The organism is Paenalcaligenes hominis (genome assembly GCF_011927625.1).
GTDB classification, from domain to species: Bacteria; Pseudomonadota; Gammaproteobacteria; order Burkholderiales; family Burkholderiaceae_B; genus Paenalcaligenes; species Paenalcaligenes hominis.
The window spans coordinates 799,020-818,261 of sequence record NZ_JAATIZ010000001.1; the positions used below are offsets into that span (position 1 = coordinate 799,020).

Here is a 19,242-nt window from a genome sequence, read left to right on the forward strand (position 1 = left end):
CCTACTGGAAGCGTAGCGAAAGGTAATGCGCCTAGATACGCAGGCTTTGAGTGAGTCGCCCAGCCCGTTTGCTTGATGGGCAACCCACTGGTCTTCTAAAGAAAAAATAGAATGCAACTGCGTTTTAAAACGGCAACGGGCGCTCTCCTAATTGCACGGTGACCCATTTCAGTTCGGTCATGTCCTCAATGGAATAACGTCCGTTTTCTTTGCCATACCCGCTATCTTTAAACCCACCAAAAGGTGCATTCGGGTCGTCGTCAAAGGCGTTGTCATTAATGTGTACCGAGCCGGCTTCTACACGTAATGCAAAATCAAAGGCTTTTTGCAGGTCATTGGTCACAATGCCAGAGGACAACCCGTACGAGGTGTCATTGGCAATGTCTACCGCATGATCGAAATCATTGGCTTTGTAAATAGCCGCTAATGGCCCAAAGCTTTCTTCGTTATAAACAGCCATACCTGGCTCTACGTCGACTAATACAGAGGGCTCGAGCACATTTCCTATAGCTTGGCCACCTGTGACTAAGCTTGCCCCTTTAGAAACGGCATCGTTGATATGGTTTTGAATAAAGCTAACCTGATTCGCATCAATGAGCGGCCCGACCGCCATGTGCTCTAGGGCGGGGTCACCAAAAGGTACTTGTTTGACTTTTTCAGCAAAGGCTTCACAAAACGCCTCGTAAATTGGCGCTTCAACAATAATGCGCGAGTTCGCCATACACACTTGGCCTTGGTTGAAAAAGATCCCAAACGCGGCAGAACGCACGGCATAATCTAAGTCTGCATCGGCTAATATAACTAAAGGGCTTTTTCCTCCTAGCTCTAAGACAATGCGTTTTTGGTAACGGCCAGCTAGCTCGGCTAAAAAGCGACCTACCCGCGCTGAACCAGTAAATGTAATTAATTTGACGCGATGGTCAGAAAAAAGCGTGTCGCCCATTGCGTCGTCTGTAGTAGGAATAACACTAAGCACCCCTGCTGGTAGCCCCGCCTCTTCGAGAATCTCTGCAAAGAGCAAGGCCGCTAGAGGTGTATAGGGTGAGGGCTTTAAAATGAAGCTATTGCCAGCAGCCAGTGCAGGTGCCAATTTTTTACCGTTTAATAACAGGGGCGCATTAAAGGGTCCAATCCCTACCACTACCCCTACCGGTTGGCGTAGGGTCATCGATAAGCGATTTGGTATTTCTGTGGGCAGGGTTTCACCGCGTATATCACGTGCTTGACCCGCTGCAATACGAAACGTGCTAATGATGTAGTCGCATTCAAACATTGCTTTGCCAAAGACGTTCCCGCCCTCTTCAACTAGCACTTTGACGATTTCTAAGCGACGACGCTCTACAATGTCAGCCGCTTTTAATAAAACAGCCTCCCTTTCTTTGGCTAAGGTTTTACCCCAGGCTTTTTGAGCGTGCTCGGCACTGGCGAGTGCTAGTTCAATATCTGCTGCAGTAGCCAAGTAAGCCTGCCCAATTAGCTCACCATTAAAAGGATTGCGCACCTCTTTCATGGGCTGGCCTTCAGATTGCCAGAACTGACCATTGATATAGGGATAATAGGTCTTTACAGTTGAACTCATTTGTCGTCTCCTAAGGATATGGGTATTGATCGTTATGGACAGGCATCAGTCCTATTAACGAAATCTTTATTGTTTGATTATCAACAAATCCCACGCCCTGTCTTGTACTTACGCGCCCATTGATTTGTATTTAGGCGCATTGCCTGAGTCAACGCACTATGGAACGGACTACAATTTGGAGTACTCACAAACTCGAGTCTGAATGCGCTTCTTCCGTATGGAATGAAGCCATTTCTTCTGCTTTTTTAAGGGTACAAACACAACCTCGACACCCCACTCGCCCCTTTCATGCCTATTTAAAATCGGAAAAAGCAGGCGATCTTTCAATCAATCAATTACAGGCGCAGTCTTATCAAGTTATTTGTAATACAGAGGATCAGTTCAATGATTGGCTGTTTATCAACCAACATCGTGCTGGCTTATGTCAGTTACAGCAGTATGGTAGGTCTCAATCTATTGGCCCTGGCGAGCTGAGTATCAATGTAGGTAGTTCTCCGTTTACCTTTGATTTTGATGATGGCGTTGCGATGACGTGTGTGCGTTTGCCTCTGGTTGGGCCTCTAGCGCATTCGGGGTTAATCCATGATTTTGTCGCTCGGCCGTTGCCTACCAATGCAGGCGGTCCTTTGCTACACGACTATTTAACTAGTTTGGTACAGAACTTTGAACAGCTTGCGCTTCATCAAGTAGAGCTAGCTAGCCGTTGTTTGCTTAATCTAGTGACGATGCTAATTGATGGCGACCCCTGTGCTCAGAACGATTCAAGTAGTTTTCAACAGATACTGTATGAGCGCGCCTGCGCTTATATAAAAATGCACGTAGCTGATTCTAGTCTTACTCTTCAACGAGTCAGCGACCATGTGAACCTAGCGCCTAGAACCTTACAAAGCCTTTTTCAACGGCACAATACCACATTTAGAGCGACGCTCTTAGAGGCTCGCTTACTTGCTGCAGATCAGTTGTTAGCGAATCACTCTCGCTTATTGCTTTCCGAGATTGCTTATGCCGTTGGGTTTTCGGATCAGGCGCACTTTAGTAACGCCTATCGTCGTCGTTTTGATGTCAGCCCAAGCGAGCGGCGTCACCACTCTACTTCTGCGCATAAAACACAATAGCCTATTGTGTTTTTAGGTAGTCTGCTACCGCTTGATAGGCAGGCAGAGAGGTGGGATCTATGGCAGCGTTGCTGGCTACGGGAAAGGAGGCAAATCGCACAATCACCATGTCCGCCGTTGGGTCTATATAAATGGTTTGCCCATGGACACCTCGTGCAGCGAACGCACCGTGGTCATTATGAAAAACCCACCACATGCTTTTGTAACTTGCATCGGGCAAAGTGGTGTGATTGGCTTTAGCGAATACGGATTTGTCTCCGCCTAATTGGATGTTTTCAATGGCTTGCGCGGGCAGGATCTGGCGCCCATTCAGCTGGCCTTTATTGAGTATCAGTTGCCCAATACGCCCTAGGTCGCGTAGGCCTGCACTCAGCCCGCCTCCTGCAAAGGGCGTGCCCTTAGCGTCTACGGTCATATAACCGTCTTGTTCAGCACCAATTTGGCTCCAGATGCGGTCAGACAAAAGAGTAGTAATGTCTTGACCAGTGACTCTAGAGATAATCCAGCCTAAGGCATCGGTGTTTATGGTTTTATAACCAAAGGCCTCGCCATGTGTTCCTTTTTGTTCTACTGTTTGCAAGTAATCAAAATAGCCATTAGGCCCAGTGTAATCGCTGGGTTTAGGTAAAGGGCTAGCGGCTTGGGAATAAAGCCAAATGTCGGCGTTAGGATCGGCATAGTCTTCGCTGTAATCCAAAGCGGTGGTCATGTCCATGACATGGCGCACGGTAGCAGAACCAAAAGCGCTGTGTTTGAGTTCGGGGACCAGCGAAGACACGTGGGCTTGTTCGTCTAGCTTGCCTTCAACCACTAGCACCTCGGCTAAGAGCCCTATTAAGGATTTTGTCATCGACATGGCGGCATGTTGTCCGATTTCACTTAAACAGCCTGAATAGCTCTCGTACACAATGCGTCCCTGATGCAGGATCAGGATGCCATCCGTATAATTCGCTAACAGGGATTCGGCCCAAGTCATTTTATTTTCACGACCTAAAGGGCGAAAGGTGATGGCGTCGATGTTTTTATCTATGGCATACGGCAAACTGCTGGGGGCTGCAATGCCTCGACTGACCTGTTTGGTTGGCATAAGCTCTCGTATATGGCAGACGGTCCAACGTAGCTTGGGGAAACTAAAAAAGTCGGATTCGGGCTGCATAATCAGTGCTGTTGGGGGCGGGGGAAACCCGGTCATCCAGCCCATCGTAATGGGATCCGATTCCTGCGCATTTAATGGCTCAGTCGGTTCAGAGCCAGCGTGACTGATGCTGCTTAGCCCTAACATGAGCGGTATAATCACATTTTTCATTCCAAATCCTTCTATCCTTTTTCTGGCTATTCGGGCAGCCGTGTTGGCTCAGGGCGATACTCTAGCCACTGTCTTATAGCGAGTCACCCCTATCAGATTGCAGAGTCTTTATTTCCGTTATGAAACTTCTTCACACTTCAGATTGGCATTTAGGACGTCACTTGTATGGTAAACGACGTGAGGCAGAGTTTCAGGCTTTTTTAGACTGGCTGCTCGTAACATTAAAAGAACAAACCATTGATGTGTTGGTTGTAGCGGGCGATGTGTTTGATACCAGCACGCCCAGCAATCAAGCCCAAACCCAGTACTACCAGTTTTTAACGCGCGTGGCGGCAACGGGTTGTCGGCATGTGGTGATTATCGCAGGCAACCATGATTCACCCTCCTTTATCAATGCCCCTCAACAGTTATTAAGCAGTTTAGCTATTCATGTGATCGGCCAAGCCTGCGCAGATCGCCAAGACGAGGTGCTTGCCCTCAAAAACGCCGCGGGCGAGGTCGAGTTAATTGTGTGTGCCGTGCCCTATTTGCGTGATCGAGATATTCGTACGGTGCAAGCTGGGGAAAGTGTGGAAGATAAGGCGCAAAAGCTGATCGCCGGCATTCAAGCGCATTATGACGAGGTGGCAAGCCTGGCCGTCGCACTGCGTGATGCTTTGCCACAGCCCGTTCCTATTGTGGCAACGGGCCATTTGTTTACAGCCGGCGGGCAATTACTGAAAGATGATGGAGTGCGTGATTTATATGTGGGTGAATTAGGGCATTTTTCTGCCGCGCGTTTTCCCTCTGTGTTTGATTACATTGCTTTAGGCCATTTACATGTGCCACAAAAAGTGGCGCAGCAAACGCATATCCGGTATTGTGGCTCCCCCATTCCGATGGGCTTTGGCGAGGCAACACACCAAAAGGAAGTGTGTATTGTCGAATTTCACCAAGCCGCCTTACATCAAGTACGTGCCTTGCCCATTCCCCGTTTCCAAGCGTTGGTGCAACTACAAGGTGACTGGTCGCATATTGAACAACAACTTACTGAGTTATGTGGTACTGGTGAATCGGTTTGGGTAGAGGTGGTGTATCAAGACCAGCTTTTAATGACCGATTTGCGCGAACGCATCGAGACGATATGCGCCAAGAGTTCGGTTGAGGTTCTACGCATTCAAAACCTAGCAATGGTGCAACACACATTAAAAAGCAATGCCATAACAGAATGCCTGGATGCACTGACGCCAATGGACGTGTTCGAGCGTTGTTTGGCGAGTCACGAGATTCCCGAGTCTCAGCACTTATCCTTAACATCCGCGTTCCAAGAAATTTGGGATCAGCATCGCGAGTCGTAATATGCGTTTATTGTCCTTACGTTTAAAAAACTTAAACTCACTCGAGGGCGAGTGGCTAGTCGATTTCACCCATCCTGATTATGAGGTTCAAGGCTTATTTGCTATTACTGGTCCAACGGGTTCGGGGAAAAGCACCCTACTTGATGCCGTTAGTTTGGCCTTGTTTGGTCGTACCCCCCGCTTAGATCGTATCTCGGCATCTCAAAATGACATTATGTCTAGGCACACAGGCGAGTGTTTTGCTGAAGTTTGTTTTGAAACGGATGAGGGGCAGTTTCGGGCTCATTGGGCTCAACACCGTGCACGTAAACAGCCCCAAGGGGAGCTGCAGTCGCCACGCCATGAGCTAGCCAAAATAGAGTGTGGCACAGTATTAGCCCACCAGTTAAGACGAGTTGCTAGCGAAGTGGAACGCCTGACAGGCATGGATTTTGATCGATTTACACGTTCTATGCTCTTAGCCCAAGGGAATTTTGCCGCTTTTTTACAAGCAGACGCCGATCAACGCGCCCCTATCTTAGAGCAGATCACTGGCACGGCTATTTACAGTGACTTATCTATTTTGGCGCATGAGCGATACAGCGCGGAAAAGAAAACCTTAAAAGACTTGATGCAATCCCTTGATCACATTGAGCTGTTATCGCCCGAGCAAGAGCAACAGATGCAGCAAGAATTGGAAGACGTGAATGCCGCCTTGCGTGATTTGGATAATGAGCTAAGCCAATATAGAGCCATACGGCATGCTTTAGAAAAACGTGAGCAACTGCAGCAAAATAAACGCCTCATTGCCCAACAGGTCAATGATTTAGAGTATAGAAAGCAAACCTTTGCCGCCGCAGCGCAACGCTTAAAAGAAGCCGAAAAAGCTGCGCAGCTAGAAAAAAAGCATTACGCCTTGACGGCGCAGCGTACCGCGCTGCAGCAGGCCAAAGCAAAACAGCACGCGTTAATGCAGCGTCTACCGCCATTGCAACAGCAATTAGACCAGTGCCAAGCAACACGTGAGCGCACAGAAAAAGATGTCCAGCGCGCTGAAACTGCATTGCAGACGCAACGGCCTGTGTTTCAGCAGGCGCGTGCTTTAGATGGTGAGCTACAACGGCTAGACAGAGAGCTACGGCGTTGTACAGAACAAAAACAGCAGCTGACAGCCGCGCAGCAGACGGAACGGCAGCGGTTAGAGGATAGCCAAAAGCAATTACAGCAGACACAAGCCCAACACGATACGGTAAAACAGTATCTGGATCACAATCAGCAAGATAGCCATTTGAGCGCTGAGTTAGGCGCTATGCTGCACTGCGCGGATTACGTAGATAGCCTACAGGCTGAATTAAAAAAGAAAAAAGGCGTGTTGCAGCAGGCTCAAGAGCGCCGTAACCAGTTGGACGCACAGCATCAAGACTTGGTGTTGGCTCAAGCCAAAAATGAAAACCAGCTACAGCAAGCGCTCGATCTGGTTCAGAAAAACGAGCATAATTGGCAAGCCCTGACCCAAAACCGTTCCTTAGCGCAATGGCAAGAGCAACTGGATGCCCAGAAAGTTCAGTACAACCGTGCTACCGCTTTAATGGAATTCGCTCTAGAGGCTCAAACGTGGCAGCACCAGCAGCGCCTTCGCCAACAACGCATGGCTACGCTAATCGAACAAGAGCAGCAGACTCAACACGCTTTAGGCCAAGCATTAACCGTAGTGCACTCTCAAGAGCAAGCGGTCCATGCCTTAGAGCGCTTGCTTGCTTCAGAGCAGCGCATCATGACGATGGAGCATGAACGCGCGCTGCTAGAGCAGGATACGCCCTGCCCGCTTTGTGGCTCAACCGAGCACCCGTGGGCTGACAAGGCGATCACCCCGCCTATTGCACAGACCCAGCACGAGCTCAATCAAGCTACCCAACAGCTGCAGCGTCTGCAGCAGCAAGTTCAAACCCAACGTGATGCTTTACACCGCACTCAAGGACAGTTGCACAGCGAGCAAGCGCAAGCAAAACAAGAGCAACAACAGCAAACACAACGCATGCAACGATTTGCAGAGCGGCATGGTCTAGACACAATCACACTGCAGCAGCAGTTAGCGCAACCCGAGGCGCTGCAGCACGCTCTACAGCAAGCTAAAGAAGCATGGCAACACACAGAACGTCAGTTAGCTCAAATCACCACCTTAGATACGGCATTGCTTTCTGCAAAGCAAGCCTTAATGCAGCAAGAGCAAATCGACGCCACCACCCGTTTAAAAGTTGAGCAATGCCATGCACAGCGGCAAGAGCACGCGCAGCGCGTGGCAGAGTGTCAGCACGACGTGGACCAACTTGTGAAGCGTGTAGCGCAAGAACAAGAAAAATTGGTCGAGGCCTGTCAGCCTTATGGCTTAAAGGCAGAGCAACGGCCCGCAGATTTCATCGCCGAATTACAGATTCGTCAACAACGCTGGGAAACGCAGCTTAGCGCTTTGCAACAATGTCGTGACCAGCTTCAACAACTGACTTTGAATCATAAGGATCAGCAGGCTCATTACACCCAAGTCCATCAGCAACTTCAACAGCTTGAGCAAACCGTAGAGCAACTCACACACGAACGTCACACGACTCAGAAAACCCGCTACGATTTATTTGGCCACGCCGTGGTGGAGCAGAGGGAGCGTGAGCTCGAGGAACAGCTGAAAACCGATCATGCTTTGCACCAAGCCGCTCAAAAAACCTGGCAAGAGCTCCACTCGCGTAAGACCCATACGCAGGAGGCGCTTGAAGAACAGAACAGCCAGGTAGAGGCGTTGAGCACGGCGCTAACTTTAAGTGAAACGCGTTTCCTCGAAGCGCTCCTGCGCATTGGCTTTAGCTCTGAACAAACGTATGAGCAAGCGCTTATTCCCTTAGAGGAGCGCGAAGACTTAGCTAGACAACAACAGCAACTCATCACCGATGCCCAGCTTTTACAAAGCCAAGACCATGACGTCACGCAGCAACTCAGTGCATTAACTGCGCAACTGGGGGCGCAAGACACCGAGCAGGTTCACGAAAAAGAGCAAGCACTGCGCGAAGACTACGATATTAAGCAACAGCTTGTTGGCCAGTTATCAGGGCAACTGACGCGAAATCAGCAACAAAAACAAAAAACAGCTGCGCATCAACAGATCGTTGCCCAGCAGAAAAAAGAATTAGAAAAGTGGTCTCAGCTCCGTGAGCTTATCGGCTCTGCAGACGGTAAAAAATTCAGGAATTTTGCACAGGGTTTGACGTTTGACCGTATGGTTCATCACGCGAACCAACAGCTTGAACGCATGCAAGACCGATACTTGCTATTGCGTCATCCTACAGAACCGCTGGTATTGAGTGTGATCGATAATTACCAAGCGGGTGAAGTGCGCTCAACCAAAAACTTGTCAGGCGGCGAAAGTTTTTTAATCAGCTTAGCCTTAGCGCTTGGGTTATCGCATATGGCCAGTCAAAATGTGCGTTTGGATTCTTTGTTTTTGGACGAAGGCTTTGGCACGTTAGATGAAGACGCGCTAGATATTGCCTTAGATACATTAAGCTCTTTATACCAAGAAGGTAAAACCATTGGCGTAATTTCGCATGTGCCGGCGCTTAAAGAACGTATTGCTACACAAATTCAAGTGCATCCCCTTCAAGGTGGACGCAGCCGACTTGAAGGGCCCGGTTGTGAACGTATTGCGTAGGCTATTTTGCTTTAGGGATTTCCATAGTGAGCTCAACCCGACGGTTTTGAGCACGCCCTTCGGCAGTGTCATTAGAGTTTAATGCGCGTGTATCGGCATAGCCCACGGCTCGCAATCTATCGCTGGCAATGCCGTTAGCTTCAAAATAACGCACTACGCTGCCTGCCCTAGAGCTAGATAACTCCCAGTTAGATGGAAACCGGCTACTACGAATGGGGATGGAGTCGGTATGGCCTTCTACTGCTATTTGGAAGTCGTTTTTCTTGAGCACATTAATTAAGGATTGCAAGACGGTAACCCCTGCTAGGCTTAAGTCAGCTTGCCCCGAAGGAAACAAAATCTCGCTGTTAATCCTAAAACTGACCGTTTCATCGTTTAGCACCACATCAATGTCGTCGCTAAGGCCCTCTAGACCTAAATCCTCTAGACGGTGTGCTGACTGGCTTTCTTCTGTTAGGGCGTTCTCTGTGGGAGCCCCGCCCTGCTGGGCAGCGGTTCCTTTGGCATTGATTGTGACGCCAGCAAACTGACCGTCTGCACGTGCACCTACCACAATGGCATTGGCGTCTTTATCGGTACCGTACTCAAACTCGCCTTTGCCAGCAAAGGCCAACATAACGATCATCAGCACCAATAGCAGCGTCATCATATCTAAATAGGTAGCAAACCACGTTTCTTCTTCCTCGCGGGGTTGCATTGTGCTGTCACCCAGTGCGAGCCAGCTTTTTTGTGGGGTGTTGCTTTTGCGAGAGCGTAACACCATACGGGCTTGTTGCAGTTCGGCCTCGAGAGATTTGGCTTTGGCTGTCAGTTGACCGATGAGTTTATTATCAGCGTTCATGCTTAGTCCTCGTCGTAATAACGACCATTACCATCATTAATCTCATCTTGGTACTGCGCCATAAATGAATTGAGTGTTTCTCGCATCATTGCAGGGCCACGCTTTTGACTCATCATGGAAACGCCTTGGAGGACCATGTTCATGAGCACAAGACGCTGCTCGGTACGGCGTTCTAGTTTTACAGCTACCGGTTTGAAAAGAAGATTAGACAATAAAATGCCATAAAAGGTGGTCATTAAGGCTAAGGCCATTTGTTGGCCAATAATGGTCATATCGCCATCACCTAGTAAAAACATCAAATTAACAAGCCCAATTAGCGTGCCTACCATGCCAAAGGCCGGGGCGTAGCTGGCCATAACACGGAACAGCTGTGCTTCAGCGTATTCACGAGCCCGCATACGCGTGATGCGCCATTGAAGTAGTTCAAGAATTTCCTCTTCCGGGGTCATGTCAATAACAAGCTGGACCCCTGTTTTTAAAAAAGGGTTCGAGATCTGCTCTAGCGCATTTTCCACTGCTCGTATATCACCAGACACCCATAAGCGCGAAATGTCTATTAGTTCATCGATGTCGTGTTGAGCGTACAGTTTTTCATTGCGCAGTACTGTCCAGATCAAACCAAAAATGCGCACGACCTCGCTAAGAGGATAACTAATGAAGGTGGCTGCCATGGTTCCCACTACAACCACTAATATACTGGGTATATCAAGAAATAATGAGGGGTCGACAGCGGTGTAAAAGATGACTACGCCTAGCAAAAGAACGCTAGCGACTATACCAATAAGGGTTGATGGATTCATTTCACGCCTAAATAACAGCTCTAGGTAGAGGTGTTAACCATTTCTAACAAAATTATAATAATAAATGAACAATAGTTAAAAAATGTTAACACAAATCAAATGGCTTGCAGTTATTCCCACCAAATGTTCAATTGCGACTTGATAAATACAGGGGGTATGACCCCTGCCCAGTCTTTAATCTTGTGAACGATCAATATAGGGCTAACCGCACTATATTGGTTAAAGGCCTGCGTGTATAATCGACCCCCAACGATAGGCAAACACGTGGATGTGTCATTGATGCAGGCAAAACTTTCGATGGCAGCCCCTACCGATGGTGAAACTTGCACCATTACGGCGGTAAAGTGTTGATGTCTTGCTGGTGGTTGCAAGCTGTCTATGCTTGTGTAACGCTGCGTAACCGGCTGATCTAGCTGGTAAATGGCAGGGCTAACTTGCTCAAAGGCCCATGCTTGCTGGGCCATAGCGCTATTAAAATACACGCTACATATCAAACCCATAGAAAAGCCAAGAAAAGATAGGTTACGAGTCTTCATTTATTTTTTAAGATTAGCCTATAAGTTGTTAATTTTATGAGTGATATCTGATATTATCTTGGCATGGTTTATGCTTAATACAGGTCTTGGGTACCGCTTATGCTTTTATATCACTCTTCTGCACGCTTCTTACGCCGCAATACGGCCAGATTCCTCGCGTTATTCTCAGTTTTAACTCCCCTAGCGGCTCAAACATTAGACCCAATCCCTGTTAAATACCATACGCCTTACAGTCAATACAGCGCCAATTTGCAGCCCGTCGCTTTAGCACCCGCCCAAACCACCTTACCTCCGGCGCTACTCCCCAATCAGGCCACGCCGCTGCAATCTGAAATTGCCTATGTTCAAGACATCAAAACAGGCAAATCCATTTACCAAAAAAACAGCAGCCAAGTCCGCCCTATTGCTTCAATTACCAAGCTAATGACCGCGTTAGTGGTCCTAGAGGCAAAACAAGACTTAAACGAGACACTAGAAATTACTAGCGCCGATGTCGATCACCTCAAAAACACCACGTCGCGCTTATCAGTAGGGTCTAAACTAACTCGGTCCGAGCTACTGCACTTGGCGCTCATGTCTTCTGAAAATCGGGCAGCCAATGCGCTAGGGCGTCATTATCCCGGTGGCCTCAGTGCGTTTGTGCGCGCCATGAATGACAAAGCCCGCAGTTTAGGTATGCGCCAAAGTCTTTTTGTAGAGCCTACTGGGTTATCAAGCTCTAATGTATCTAGCCCGCATGATTTGGTCTTATTACTTCAAGCCACGGCGCAACAGCCCCTTATTCACCGCTATAGCACCAGCGAGAAACTCACTGTTACCCCAAAACCAGGCCGTCAATTAGTCTTTGGGAATACTAACCGTTTAGTTCAAAACGACAAATGGGATATCCAAGTCTCAAAAACGGGTTTTATTAATGAAGCCGGTCAGTGTTTAGTCCTCTTAACTAAAATGGAAGGTCGCGAGGTCGCCATTGTATTAATGAACTCTCAGGGCCGCTACTCCCGTATAGGCGATGCGATTCGTCTACGCAATTTAGTCGAAGGGTCAAATAAACTTGCTATGCTATAGGTTTACTCACCGATTTTTTCTGTTTTATGTGTATTGCCTACTTAGCGTTGGCCACTGATCCCCAGTGGCCTTTATTTATTGCTGCAAATCGCGATGAATTTCATGCTAGACCCACTCGCGCTGCTGCCCCTTGGCCACATCAGCCAACGATCTACGGCGGCGTAGATTTACAAGCGGGTGGCACGTGGTTTGCAGTCAATCAAAATGGTCGTTTTGCGTTATTGACCAATCATCGCAATTTGTTGTTGCCTCAGCCCGTGTCTCCGCTATCACGAGGCTTCCTTTGTAAAGAGTTTGTCGAACAAACCATTTCGCCTGCAGCGTACCTACAGCAAGTGGCACAGCAAGGGCAACACTACGCAGGCTTTAATTTAATTGTGGGACAATGGCAGTCAGACCAACAGCAATTTGAATGCTTGTATTACAGCAATCACCTACAACAACCACCAGTAGCGTTGACCCCGGGACACTATGTGTTAAGTAATGGCTTTTTAAATACCCCGTGGCCAAAGAGTGAACGTTTAAGACAACAACTAACGGGGCTTTTACACACGTCTAGCCCTACTGAAACCGACAAAGTCTACGATATTTTACGAGATTCAGTGGCGGCCCCTTCGCATTTGTTGCCGCAGACAGGGCTCAGTCTTGAGCGAGAGCAGCTTTTAAGTAGTCCGTTTATAATTAGCCCAGACTATGGCACACGCAGCTCAAGTGTATGGGCGGTTGCTCAACACGGCCATAGTATTTGGCACGAGTGTAGTTATAATTCTCGTGGAATAGAAACAGAGCGACACAGTTGGCCAATTCCATTAGCCATCGCTTAAACGTGCTCTGCAATACATTAAAGGCTTTTACAAAGGAATGGTTATGCGTCTCTGGTCTTCTTTACTGCTGGCTATATGTTGTGTGTTACCCACTCAAGCCCAAGAGCTTCCTGCTGTAAAATTTTATCAAAGCACCGCTTATATTTGTGGTGGCATAGGTAGCGATGAGGCAAACGCATTTAAAACGGCGCAAAGCCAGTTTCCCTTGTCTTTGCATTTTGGGCAGCAACTAGGCCAACGTACAGCCTTTATTGCAGATATCCAAGTTGTTATTCGTGATGAACAGGACCAAGTCGCAGTGAATATCAACAGCGAAGGCCCATTTTGTTTATTAGACATTGATCCTGGTACTTATCAAGTGTATGCCACTTACGAAGGTCAAACCTTACATCAAACTGTGGCAGTGCAACAGTTAGGCCACGCCGTGCGCTTTGTTTGGCCGGAAACCCCTTCTAACCCCTAGGACGCACTATGGCACAGTTTGCAGTCATCGGTTTAGGTCGCTTTGGTTCAGCTGCCTCATTAGAACTAATGCGTATGGGGCACTCCGTATTGGGTATTGATAACGACCCCAAAATTGTTGATAAATACGCCGATCATTTGTCTCGTGCCGTCATTGCTGATGTCACAGACTCTGCTGCAGTTCAAGAGTTAGGCCTAGATAATTATGATGTGGTTCTCATTGCCATTGGTGACGATGTTCAAGCCTCGTTAGTCAGTGTAGTGCATTTAAAAGCGGTAGGCGTCACCAAAATTTGGGTTAAGGCCATCTCGCATGCCCAGCATTTAATTCTGCACAAGCTTGGTGTAAACCGTATTATTCACCCCGAAGAAGAAATGGGCGTGCGCGTTGCACAAATGCTTAGCTACCCCATGGTAAATGACTATATTTCACTGGGTAATGGTGAGTTTGTCGTGGAAATTACCGCTAGTGAACGCTTAGATGAAATCAGCCTAGGCGAGGTCTTACATCAAGATAATAAAACCGTAGAGGTGCTGTTAATAAAACGCAAAACACAAATTCTTGTGCGCCCAACTGATGATTTCATCTTGCAAGCAAAAGATATACTGGTGATCTTTGGCCCGTTGCAGGCTTTACGCAATATTGCACCCAAACTCATATAAGCACTATGGCTGATCAAAAACCCGTTCGCTCATTACGCAGTTTGGGGCCAACGAACGCACCTAAAGCGAATCTTCACGCTAGCCCTCCACTGGTGTTAGCGCTTGGGTTTTTAGCTTTGATTGTATTGGGCACATTGTTATTCAAAATGCCTTTTTCAACCAAGGCGCCTATTAGCTGGTTTGATGCGTTTTTTACAGCCACGTCAGCGGTTACCGTGACCGGGTTGATGGTGATCGAGCCCGCGACGGTGCTGACCACGACCGGTCAAATCATTATGACGATACTGGTGCAAATTGGTGGGCTTGGATTTGTAACATTTGCCGTGCTTGCTATGCTTAGCTTAGGCAAACGCATTAGTCTCAAACAACAAGCGCTTGCGCTCGAGGCCTTTAACCAAACCAACGTCTCGAAAATTAAGCAAACGGCTTTTTCAGTATTTAAGATTGCCTTTAGTATCCAATTTATCACCATGATTTGGCTTACCATTTGGTGGAGTAAAACGTATGGGCTGAAGCATGCAGCGTATTTGGCCTACTTTCATGTGACGATGGCCTTTAATAATGCAGGTATCTCGCTATACGAGCACAGTTTAATTGGGTTTGTTCACGACCCAATTAGCCTATTAACTATTTCCTTGATGATTGCATTAGGTGGGCTAGGCTTTCCTGTCATTATTAATCTTTTAAATAAACGACGTTGGTCTTTGTTATCGCCTTACACAAAGTTAATTTTGATAGGCACAGCCATTTTAAACATAGTCGGTTTTATTGCTATTTGGCTCTTTGAAACCGGCAACCCTAGCACGATTGGGGGCCTTCCTTTGCACGAGCAGGCCGCGGCATCATGGTTGCAGATTATTTCAAGCCGCACCTCAGGCTTTATCGCCATGGAACCTCAGCAAATGGAGACTAGCTCTGTCTTGTTGATTATGTTGTATATGTTTATTGGGGGCGGTTCGTTAAGCACAGCAAGTGGCATAAAACTAGGCACGTTTATTGTATTGATTGCTGCGGTGGTTTCTTATTTAAAACATCGCGAGGAAGTCGTATTAATGCAGCGCAGCGTCGTACCCGATACAGTACAAAAGTCGCTGTCTTTAGTGTTAATTACGTTTAGCTTGTTCTTTATTGGTCTGCTGCTGATTTCTTTATTTGACCACTTGCCTTTAGATAGCTTGATGTTCGAGGTGATGTCAGCTATTACGACTACGGGCATGAGCTTTGGTATTACCGCCGAGCTAAGCTTGCCCAGCCAGTTTGTGCTGACTATTTTAATGTTTGCAGGTCGATTAGGCCCACTTACTTTGGTTTATAGTCTCGCTACACGCCGTCGTAGTCGCATTCGCTATCCGGAAATGCACTTCCAAGTGGGTTAATACACCGAGTAATAATCCACATCCAGTTCTACGGTATTACCTTTTTTATCGACTTCGCCGAACACTTCCACATTAGTCGGAGGCGTTAACGGTAAAATCCGGCTAAGCTTTTCATCTATTTCAATTTGAATTACGCCTGTGTCATCAGTTAACATGTATTTTTCACTGCTTAACTGACGGCTCACCTGCCCTTTTAACGAGACATATTGGTCATCTTGACCCGAAGCCAATACCTCAGCCACGGTGGTATGTACCGCCTCACTCAAGCTAGTCGGGGTAGCCAAGGCTTGAGCAAAGCTCAATGTGCTTAGGCTTAAACCAGCCGTCATTACCATTGCAGATACAAGATTTTTTTTCATGGCGCCTCCTAAATTTGGCTAAAGTCTTTCTTGGACTATTTACTGTACCAAATTCATGTTTAGGAAAGCGACTTGAAACGTAAGAAACTATTAATTCCTGTTTTATGAACGCATATATTTTTGATACAGAAACCACGGGCACTAACCAGCCTGATGTCATTGAGGCCGCTTGGCTTCAGCTTGATGACGTATCCACCTTAGGTATAGTGAGCGAGTTTGAGCAACGTTACAAACCTTCTCATCCTAATAGTTTAGGGGCCTTAGCCGTTCATCATATTTATGATGAAGAACTAGAAAACTGCCCCCCTTGTGCTGAGTTTAAATTTCCAACCGATGCGAGGTATATGATTGGTCATAATGTGGACTATGACTGGAATGTAAGTCGCCAACCGGATGTAAAACGTATTTGCACCTTAGCGTTAAGCCGTTATTTACTGCCTCAGTTAGACAGCCATTCACAATCCGCGTTGATGTATTATTTTTTTCGTCCACACGCGCGCGAACGCCTAAAAGCGGCCCACTCCGCCTTAGCAGACGTCCACAATTGCCGATATATTTTACAAAAACTGTTGGCTTTGTTGCCGCAACCAGTACAAAACTGGGAACAGCTATGGGAGCTATCCGAAACAGCCCGTTTACCGCGTGTGATGCCATTTGGCAAGCACAAAGGCACGCCCATTGCCGAGTTGCCTTTGGACTATCAAGACTGGGTTCTACGGCAAGATGGCATGGACGGATACATCAAACTAGCTATTCAAAAAGCACGCGCCGCAGCACGCGCTACGCCATAAACCGCCCAAGGGCATGAATAATAATGCCCACTACCCCGCCTACTAACGTGCCATTGATACGGATGTATTGCAAATCCTTACCAATGGCATTTTCTAATTGATAGACTAGCTCGTGCTCTTCCCACGCATTGACTCGATCAGCAATGTAATGCGCAATTTGTACTCGGTATTTAGCAATCAATGGCGGTGCTAACTGCAATAGCTTTTCATTTAAAAGCTGTTCCATAGCCGCATCGTGCAAGATATGATGCGCCACTTGGCGTAAGCCAGCATTTAGTTTTTGTTTAAATACCGATTGCTCGCTGTCTAAATCACGCTCTATCCAGTCTAACGCTTCTGTCCACAATGACGATAAATATTTCATCAACACCGGGTCATTAACGATTTGCTCTTGAATTGCACTGACTTTTAAGGCAAAGCTAGGGTCGGATTGCAACCTATCGATAAAGGTTTTTAAATGCGCACTAAAACTATAACGAAGCGCGTGATGCGGGTCCTCAGAAACCGCCTTGACTTCGTTGGCAATCAAGGTGACTAACCGTCGTGTCCCCCACTCACCCACATAATCGCTAATGGATTTGACATGGACGGTACGTTTTACCTCGGCCGACAGTTTTTCAGCAATAAACTGCTGGATTTCCTCTTTTTGTAAAACTGAGCTGAAACCCTCTAGTGCATGATTTAAAAGCTCTTGATGGCGTTGATCTGCAGTGAGTAGCTCTAAGACTTGGCCAAGCAAACCCGAAAAGTTAATGGACTTGAGATTATTGATGGCCGTTTGTTGAATAAAATGCTGGGCACGACTATCGCGTAAGGCGGTTAAGCTGTGTTGTGCCACCAACGCGGTGTAATCCGAAATACGCTCGGTGTTTTCCTTTCTAATGAGCCAGCGCATAAGCTGTCGTGGCAACTGCCATTGTTGCAGCTTTTGTAAAACTTGTTCAGTGGATAAAAAATGTTCACAGATAAAATCTGCTAAATTGCGGGCAATGCGTGCTTTATTACGCGGAATAATAGCCGTATGAGGTAGTGGCAGCCCCAAAGGATGCCTAAAAAGCGCCGTGACAGCAAACCAATCTGCTAAAGCCCCCACCATAGCGGCTTCGCTAAAAGCAATCACATAGCCCCATACAGGGGCTTCAGTCTGAAAAATCTTAGCCCCTACAAAAATTAAAAGCGCCGCCACAAAAAAAGATGTGGCCAGCGCTTTGCTTTTTGCTAAAGGGGTTAGCGTTTTCGATGTCATACCTTTTGAAGGGCTTTAGCGTGAATAAAAGCCGTATGGATAGTGCCCTCTAGGTCAAACCACGCGCATTCGACGCGCCCATGGGTTAACCCAAGTTGCGTTATGGTCATGGCAGGACCGCCGCTATTTAATTTGACCACATCACCAATTTGAAACATTTCTTTTTTTCCTATATAATCTTTTTTGCTTTTGATAAGCACACTATAGAGTAAATTTTAAAACAAAACACTTAATTACGCAGTGATTTGACAAAATTTAAAAACATATGCTATAGTTACATCTTTCGGGGCGTAGCGCAGCCTGGTAGCGCACTTGCATGGGGTGCAAGGGGTCGAGTGTTCGAATCACTCCGTCCCGACCAAAAATACCCTACAAAATCAAGCATCTAGAGCTTTTACGCTTTAGGTGCTTTTTTGTTTCTTGGGTTTAGTGGAGCATTTAGTGGACCACTTGAATTTGGTGGACCAAATTTGAAGGTAGAAGCGAGCATGGCTCGCTTCTACCCGTATCATGTCATGTCTTGATCCGTTCCAGCCTCGGCGGCCACCCCAAACGCGGCACAGATCCGTTGCCCAGCGCTCGTTGGGCGATCCAGCAATCGAAGCGAGGGGCTTGTACGCGAGGTCGCATGCCAGTAGCTCGTTTACGCACCTTCCAGCCTTTAAGTTGAAAAATACGCTGCACTGTGTTTTTGTTCATGCTTAGCAGTCCTGCTACCGTTCGATAACCAAAAGAGGGGTTGTCTTCAATTAGCGCCTTAACTCGACTCACTAGCGCGGGTTGTAGCCTCGGCGCTGCCTTGACAGGCTGATAGTAAAAAGTGCGGCGTGATACCCCAAACCACCCACATAGCTTGCTGATGCTGACATCAATACCGTCCTCTTTCAGTCCCTGCCAGATTGAGCGTATCAGCTCTCGTCCTTGTCCAGCAGGGATTGCAACTTTTTTCGGGCACGCAACTCCAGCATGGCCTCACCGTAAGCTTCTTGTAGATCTTTGATCTGTCGCTCGTATTGCTCACGTACATCATCCGGCTTCGCTTTTAACGCATTCTCCATGCCTGCGGTGGCATTATCTATCCAGTCCTCAACCTCTGAAGGGGACAAATCGTATTGGCGGCTAGCCTCGGAAACCGTCGTCTTGCCCTTGATTATGTCTAGCACTAAAGCAGACTTACGCTTTGCTGTCCATCGTTTGATTTCTTCTGTCATCTCGATACTCATCGTACTTTCCTTTCATCATAATACCTGAGCAGGAAATCAGTGG

18 protein-coding genes and 1 tRNA gene are annotated in these 19,242 nt (G+C 47.4%); 10 read left to right on the forward strand and 9 right to left on the reverse strand.

The window, feature by feature from the left end; all coding sequences use genetic code 11:
- Nucleotides 1-124: 124 nt before the first annotated feature.
- A complete protein-coding gene (locus GGR41_RS03850) occupies nt 125-1,579 on the reverse strand; it encodes an aldehyde dehydrogenase family protein (protein ID WP_167660709.1) in 1,455 nt (484 codons plus the stop codon).
- 158 nt (nt 1,580-1,737) lie between these two features.
- On the opposite strand from GGR41_RS03850, the gene GGR41_RS03855 reads away from it, so the two are divergent.
- The gene (locus GGR41_RS03855; RefSeq protein ID WP_167660710.1) at nt 1,738-2,694 is read left to right on the forward strand and encodes a helix-turn-helix transcriptional regulator; all 957 of its coding nucleotides are present in this window, start codon (nt 1,738-1,740) and stop codon (nt 2,692-2,694) included.
- A 1-nt stretch (nt 2,695) separates the two neighbouring features.
- Here the strand turns inward: GGR41_RS03855 and GGR41_RS03860 are convergent, their stop codons facing one another.
- Nucleotides 2,696-4,000, reverse strand: coding sequence for a serine hydrolase domain-containing protein (locus GGR41_RS03860; protein ID WP_167660711.1), 1,305 nt, complete (start codon nt 3,998-4,000; stop codon nt 2,696-2,698).
- A 119-nt stretch (nt 4,001-4,119) separates the two neighbouring features.
- On the opposite strand from GGR41_RS03860, the gene GGR41_RS03865 reads away from it, so the two are divergent.
- Both GGR41_RS03865 and GGR41_RS03870 read left to right on the forward strand, forming a co-directional pair.
- Nucleotides 4,120-5,337: an exonuclease SbcCD subunit D C-terminal domain-containing protein gene (locus tag GGR41_RS03865; protein WP_167660712.1), complete on the forward strand. Its 1,218-nt coding sequence runs from the start codon at nt 4,120-4,122 to the stop codon at nt 5,335-5,337.
- A 1-nt stretch (nt 5,338) separates the two neighbouring features.
- The gene (locus GGR41_RS03870; protein ID WP_167660713.1) at nt 5,339-9,010 is read left to right on the forward strand and encodes an AAA family ATPase; all 3,672 of its coding nucleotides are present in this window, start codon (nt 5,339-5,341) and stop codon (nt 9,008-9,010) included.
- Nucleotide 9,011: 1 nt separating this feature from the next.
- On the opposite strand, the gene GGR41_RS03875 is transcribed toward GGR41_RS03870, so the two are convergent.
- The 3 genes from GGR41_RS03875 to GGR41_RS03885 form a co-directional block, all read right to left on the reverse strand.
- On the reverse strand, nt 9,012-9,851 hold the full coding sequence (locus GGR41_RS03875; RefSeq protein WP_167660714.1) for an OmpA/MotB family protein: 840 nt from the start codon (nt 9,849-9,851) through the stop codon (nt 9,012-9,014).
- A gap of 2 nt (nt 9,852-9,853) precedes the next feature.
- The gene (locus GGR41_RS03880; protein WP_167660715.1) at nt 9,854-10,651 is read right to left on the reverse strand and encodes a motility protein A; all 798 of its coding nucleotides are present in this window, start codon (nt 10,649-10,651) and stop codon (nt 9,854-9,856) included.
- A gap of 110 nt (nt 10,652-10,761) precedes the next feature.
- A complete protein-coding gene (locus GGR41_RS03885) occupies nt 10,762-11,151 on the reverse strand; it encodes a hypothetical protein (RefSeq protein ID WP_167660716.1) in 390 nt (129 codons plus the stop codon).
- Nucleotides 11,152-11,286: 135 nt separating this feature from the next.
- Between GGR41_RS03885 and pbpG the strand changes: the two genes are divergently transcribed.
- From pbpG to GGR41_RS03910, 5 genes are read left to right on the forward strand one after another with little or no spacing between them, the layout of a single operon-like run.
- Nucleotides 11,287-12,255, forward strand: coding sequence for a D-alanyl-D-alanine endopeptidase (gene pbpG / locus GGR41_RS03890; protein ID WP_167660717.1), 969 nt, complete (start codon nt 11,287-11,289; stop codon nt 12,253-12,255).
- A 26-nt stretch (nt 12,256-12,281) separates the two neighbouring features.
- Nucleotides 12,282-13,079 (forward strand): NRDE family protein, encoded by a 798-nt coding sequence (locus tag GGR41_RS03895; protein WP_167660718.1) that lies wholly within the window; start codon nt 12,282-12,284, stop codon nt 13,077-13,079.
- Nucleotides 13,080-13,122: 43 nt separating this feature from the next.
- Nucleotides 13,123-13,542 carry a carboxypeptidase regulatory-like domain-containing protein gene (locus GGR41_RS03900; protein WP_167660719.1) on the forward strand — a complete coding sequence of 140 codons (420 nt, stop codon included), beginning with the start codon at nt 13,123-13,125 and terminating at the stop codon, nt 13,540-13,542.
- Between the two features lie 8 nt (nt 13,543-13,550).
- The gene (locus tag GGR41_RS03905; RefSeq protein WP_167660720.1) at nt 13,551-14,204 is read left to right on the forward strand and encodes a potassium channel family protein; all 654 of its coding nucleotides are present in this window, start codon (nt 13,551-13,553) and stop codon (nt 14,202-14,204) included.
- A 5-nt stretch (nt 14,205-14,209) separates the two neighbouring features.
- Nucleotides 14,210-15,580 (forward strand): TrkH family potassium uptake protein, encoded by a 1,371-nt coding sequence (locus tag GGR41_RS03910; RefSeq protein WP_167660721.1) that lies wholly within the window; start codon nt 14,210-14,212, stop codon nt 15,578-15,580.
- Here GGR41_RS03910 and GGR41_RS03915 read toward each other — a convergent pair.
- Nucleotides 15,577-15,939, reverse strand: coding sequence for a YgiW/YdeI family stress tolerance OB fold protein (locus GGR41_RS03915; protein ID WP_167660722.1), 363 nt, complete (start codon nt 15,937-15,939; stop codon nt 15,577-15,579). The genes GGR41_RS03910 and GGR41_RS03915 overlap by 4 nt on opposite strands.
- Nucleotides 15,940-16,043: 104 nt before the next feature.
- On the opposite strand from GGR41_RS03915, the gene GGR41_RS03920 reads away from it, so the two are divergent.
- Entirely contained in the window at nt 16,044-16,730 is a 687-nt protein-coding gene (locus GGR41_RS03920; protein ID WP_167660723.1) for a putative quorum-sensing-regulated virulence factor, read from the forward strand.
- On the opposite strand, the gene GGR41_RS03925 is transcribed toward GGR41_RS03920, so the two are convergent.
- Complete coding sequence (locus GGR41_RS03925; protein ID WP_167660724.1) at nt 16,720-17,976, reverse strand: DUF445 domain-containing protein; 1,257 nt, start codon at nt 17,974-17,976, stop codon at nt 16,720-16,722. The genes GGR41_RS03920 and GGR41_RS03925 overlap by 11 nt on opposite strands.
- A complete protein-coding gene (locus GGR41_RS03930) occupies nt 17,973-18,134 on the reverse strand; it encodes a YodC family protein (protein ID WP_173834769.1) in 162 nt (53 codons plus the stop codon). The genes GGR41_RS03925 and GGR41_RS03930 overlap by 4 nt, the downstream gene beginning before the upstream one ends.
- A gap of 126 nt (nt 18,135-18,260) precedes the next feature.
- Between GGR41_RS03930 and GGR41_RS03935 the strand changes: the two genes are divergently transcribed.
- A tRNA-Pro gene (locus GGR41_RS03935) sits at nt 18,261-18,337 on the forward strand.
- Nucleotides 18,338-18,884: 547 nt separating this feature from the next.
- Here GGR41_RS03935 and GGR41_RS03940 read toward each other — a convergent pair.
- A complete protein-coding gene (locus tag GGR41_RS03940) occupies nt 18,885-19,199 on the reverse strand; it encodes a DUF1153 domain-containing protein (RefSeq protein WP_167660725.1) in 315 nt (104 codons plus the stop codon).
- Nucleotides 19,200-19,242: the final 43 nt, after the last annotated feature.

What these genes read in the sequence shown, in the direction of transcription:
- GGR41_RS03895 (WP_167660718.1), top strand. Translation starts at nt 12,282, where the DNA reads ATGTGTATTGCCTACTTAGCGTTGGCCACTGATCCCCAGTGGCCTTTA.
- GGR41_RS03885 (WP_167660716.1), bottom strand. Translation starts at nt 11,151, where the DNA reads ATGGGTTTGATATGTAGCGTGTATTTTAATAGCGCTATGGCCCAGCAA.
- GGR41_RS03905 (WP_167660720.1), top strand. Translation starts at nt 13,551, where the DNA reads ATGGCACAGTTTGCAGTCATCGGTTTAGGTCGCTTTGGTTCAGCTGCC.
- pbpG (WP_167660717.1), top strand. Translation starts at nt 11,287, where the DNA reads ATGCTTTTATATCACTCTTCTGCACGCTTCTTACGCCGCAATACGGCC.
- GGR41_RS03910 (WP_167660721.1), top strand. Translation starts at nt 14,210, where the DNA reads ATGGCTGATCAAAAACCCGTTCGCTCATTACGCAGTTTGGGGCCAACG.
- GGR41_RS03880 (WP_167660715.1), bottom strand. Translation starts at nt 10,651, where the DNA reads ATGAATCCATCAACCCTTATTGGTATAGTCGCTAGCGTTCTTTTGCTA.
- GGR41_RS03850 (WP_167660709.1), bottom strand. Translation starts at nt 1,579, where the DNA reads ATGAGTTCAACTGTAAAGACCTATTATCCCTATATCAATGGTCAGTTC.
- GGR41_RS03930 (WP_173834769.1), bottom strand. Translation starts at nt 18,134, where the DNA reads ATGTTTCAAATTGGTGATGTGGTCAAATTAAATAGCGGCGGTCCTGCC.
- GGR41_RS03925 (WP_167660724.1), bottom strand. Translation starts at nt 17,976, where the DNA reads ATGACATCGAAAACGCTAACCCCTTTAGCAAAAAGCAAAGCGCTGGCC.
- GGR41_RS03920 (WP_167660723.1), top strand. Translation starts at nt 16,044, where the DNA reads ATGAACGCATATATTTTTGATACAGAAACCACGGGCACTAACCAGCCT.
- GGR41_RS03940 (WP_167660725.1), bottom strand. Translation starts at nt 19,199, where the DNA reads ATGAGTATCGAGATGACAGAAGAAATCAAACGATGGACAGCAAAGCGT.
- GGR41_RS03875 (WP_167660714.1), bottom strand. Translation starts at nt 9,851, where the DNA reads ATGAACGCTGATAATAAACTCATCGGTCAACTGACAGCCAAAGCCAAA.
- GGR41_RS03870 (WP_167660713.1), top strand. Translation starts at nt 5,339, where the DNA reads ATGCGTTTATTGTCCTTACGTTTAAAAAACTTAAACTCACTCGAGGGC.
- GGR41_RS03860 (WP_167660711.1), bottom strand. Translation starts at nt 4,000, where the DNA reads ATGAAAAATGTGATTATACCGCTCATGTTAGGGCTAAGCAGCATCAGT.
- GGR41_RS03865 (WP_167660712.1), top strand. Translation starts at nt 4,120, where the DNA reads ATGAAACTTCTTCACACTTCAGATTGGCATTTAGGACGTCACTTGTAT.
- GGR41_RS03900 (WP_167660719.1), top strand. Translation starts at nt 13,123, where the DNA reads ATGCGTCTCTGGTCTTCTTTACTGCTGGCTATATGTTGTGTGTTACCC.
- GGR41_RS03855 (WP_167660710.1), top strand. Translation starts at nt 1,738, where the DNA reads ATGGAACGGACTACAATTTGGAGTACTCACAAACTCGAGTCTGAATGC.
- GGR41_RS03915 (WP_167660722.1), bottom strand. Translation starts at nt 15,939, where the DNA reads ATGAAAAAAAATCTTGTATCTGCAATGGTAATGACGGCTGGTTTAAGC.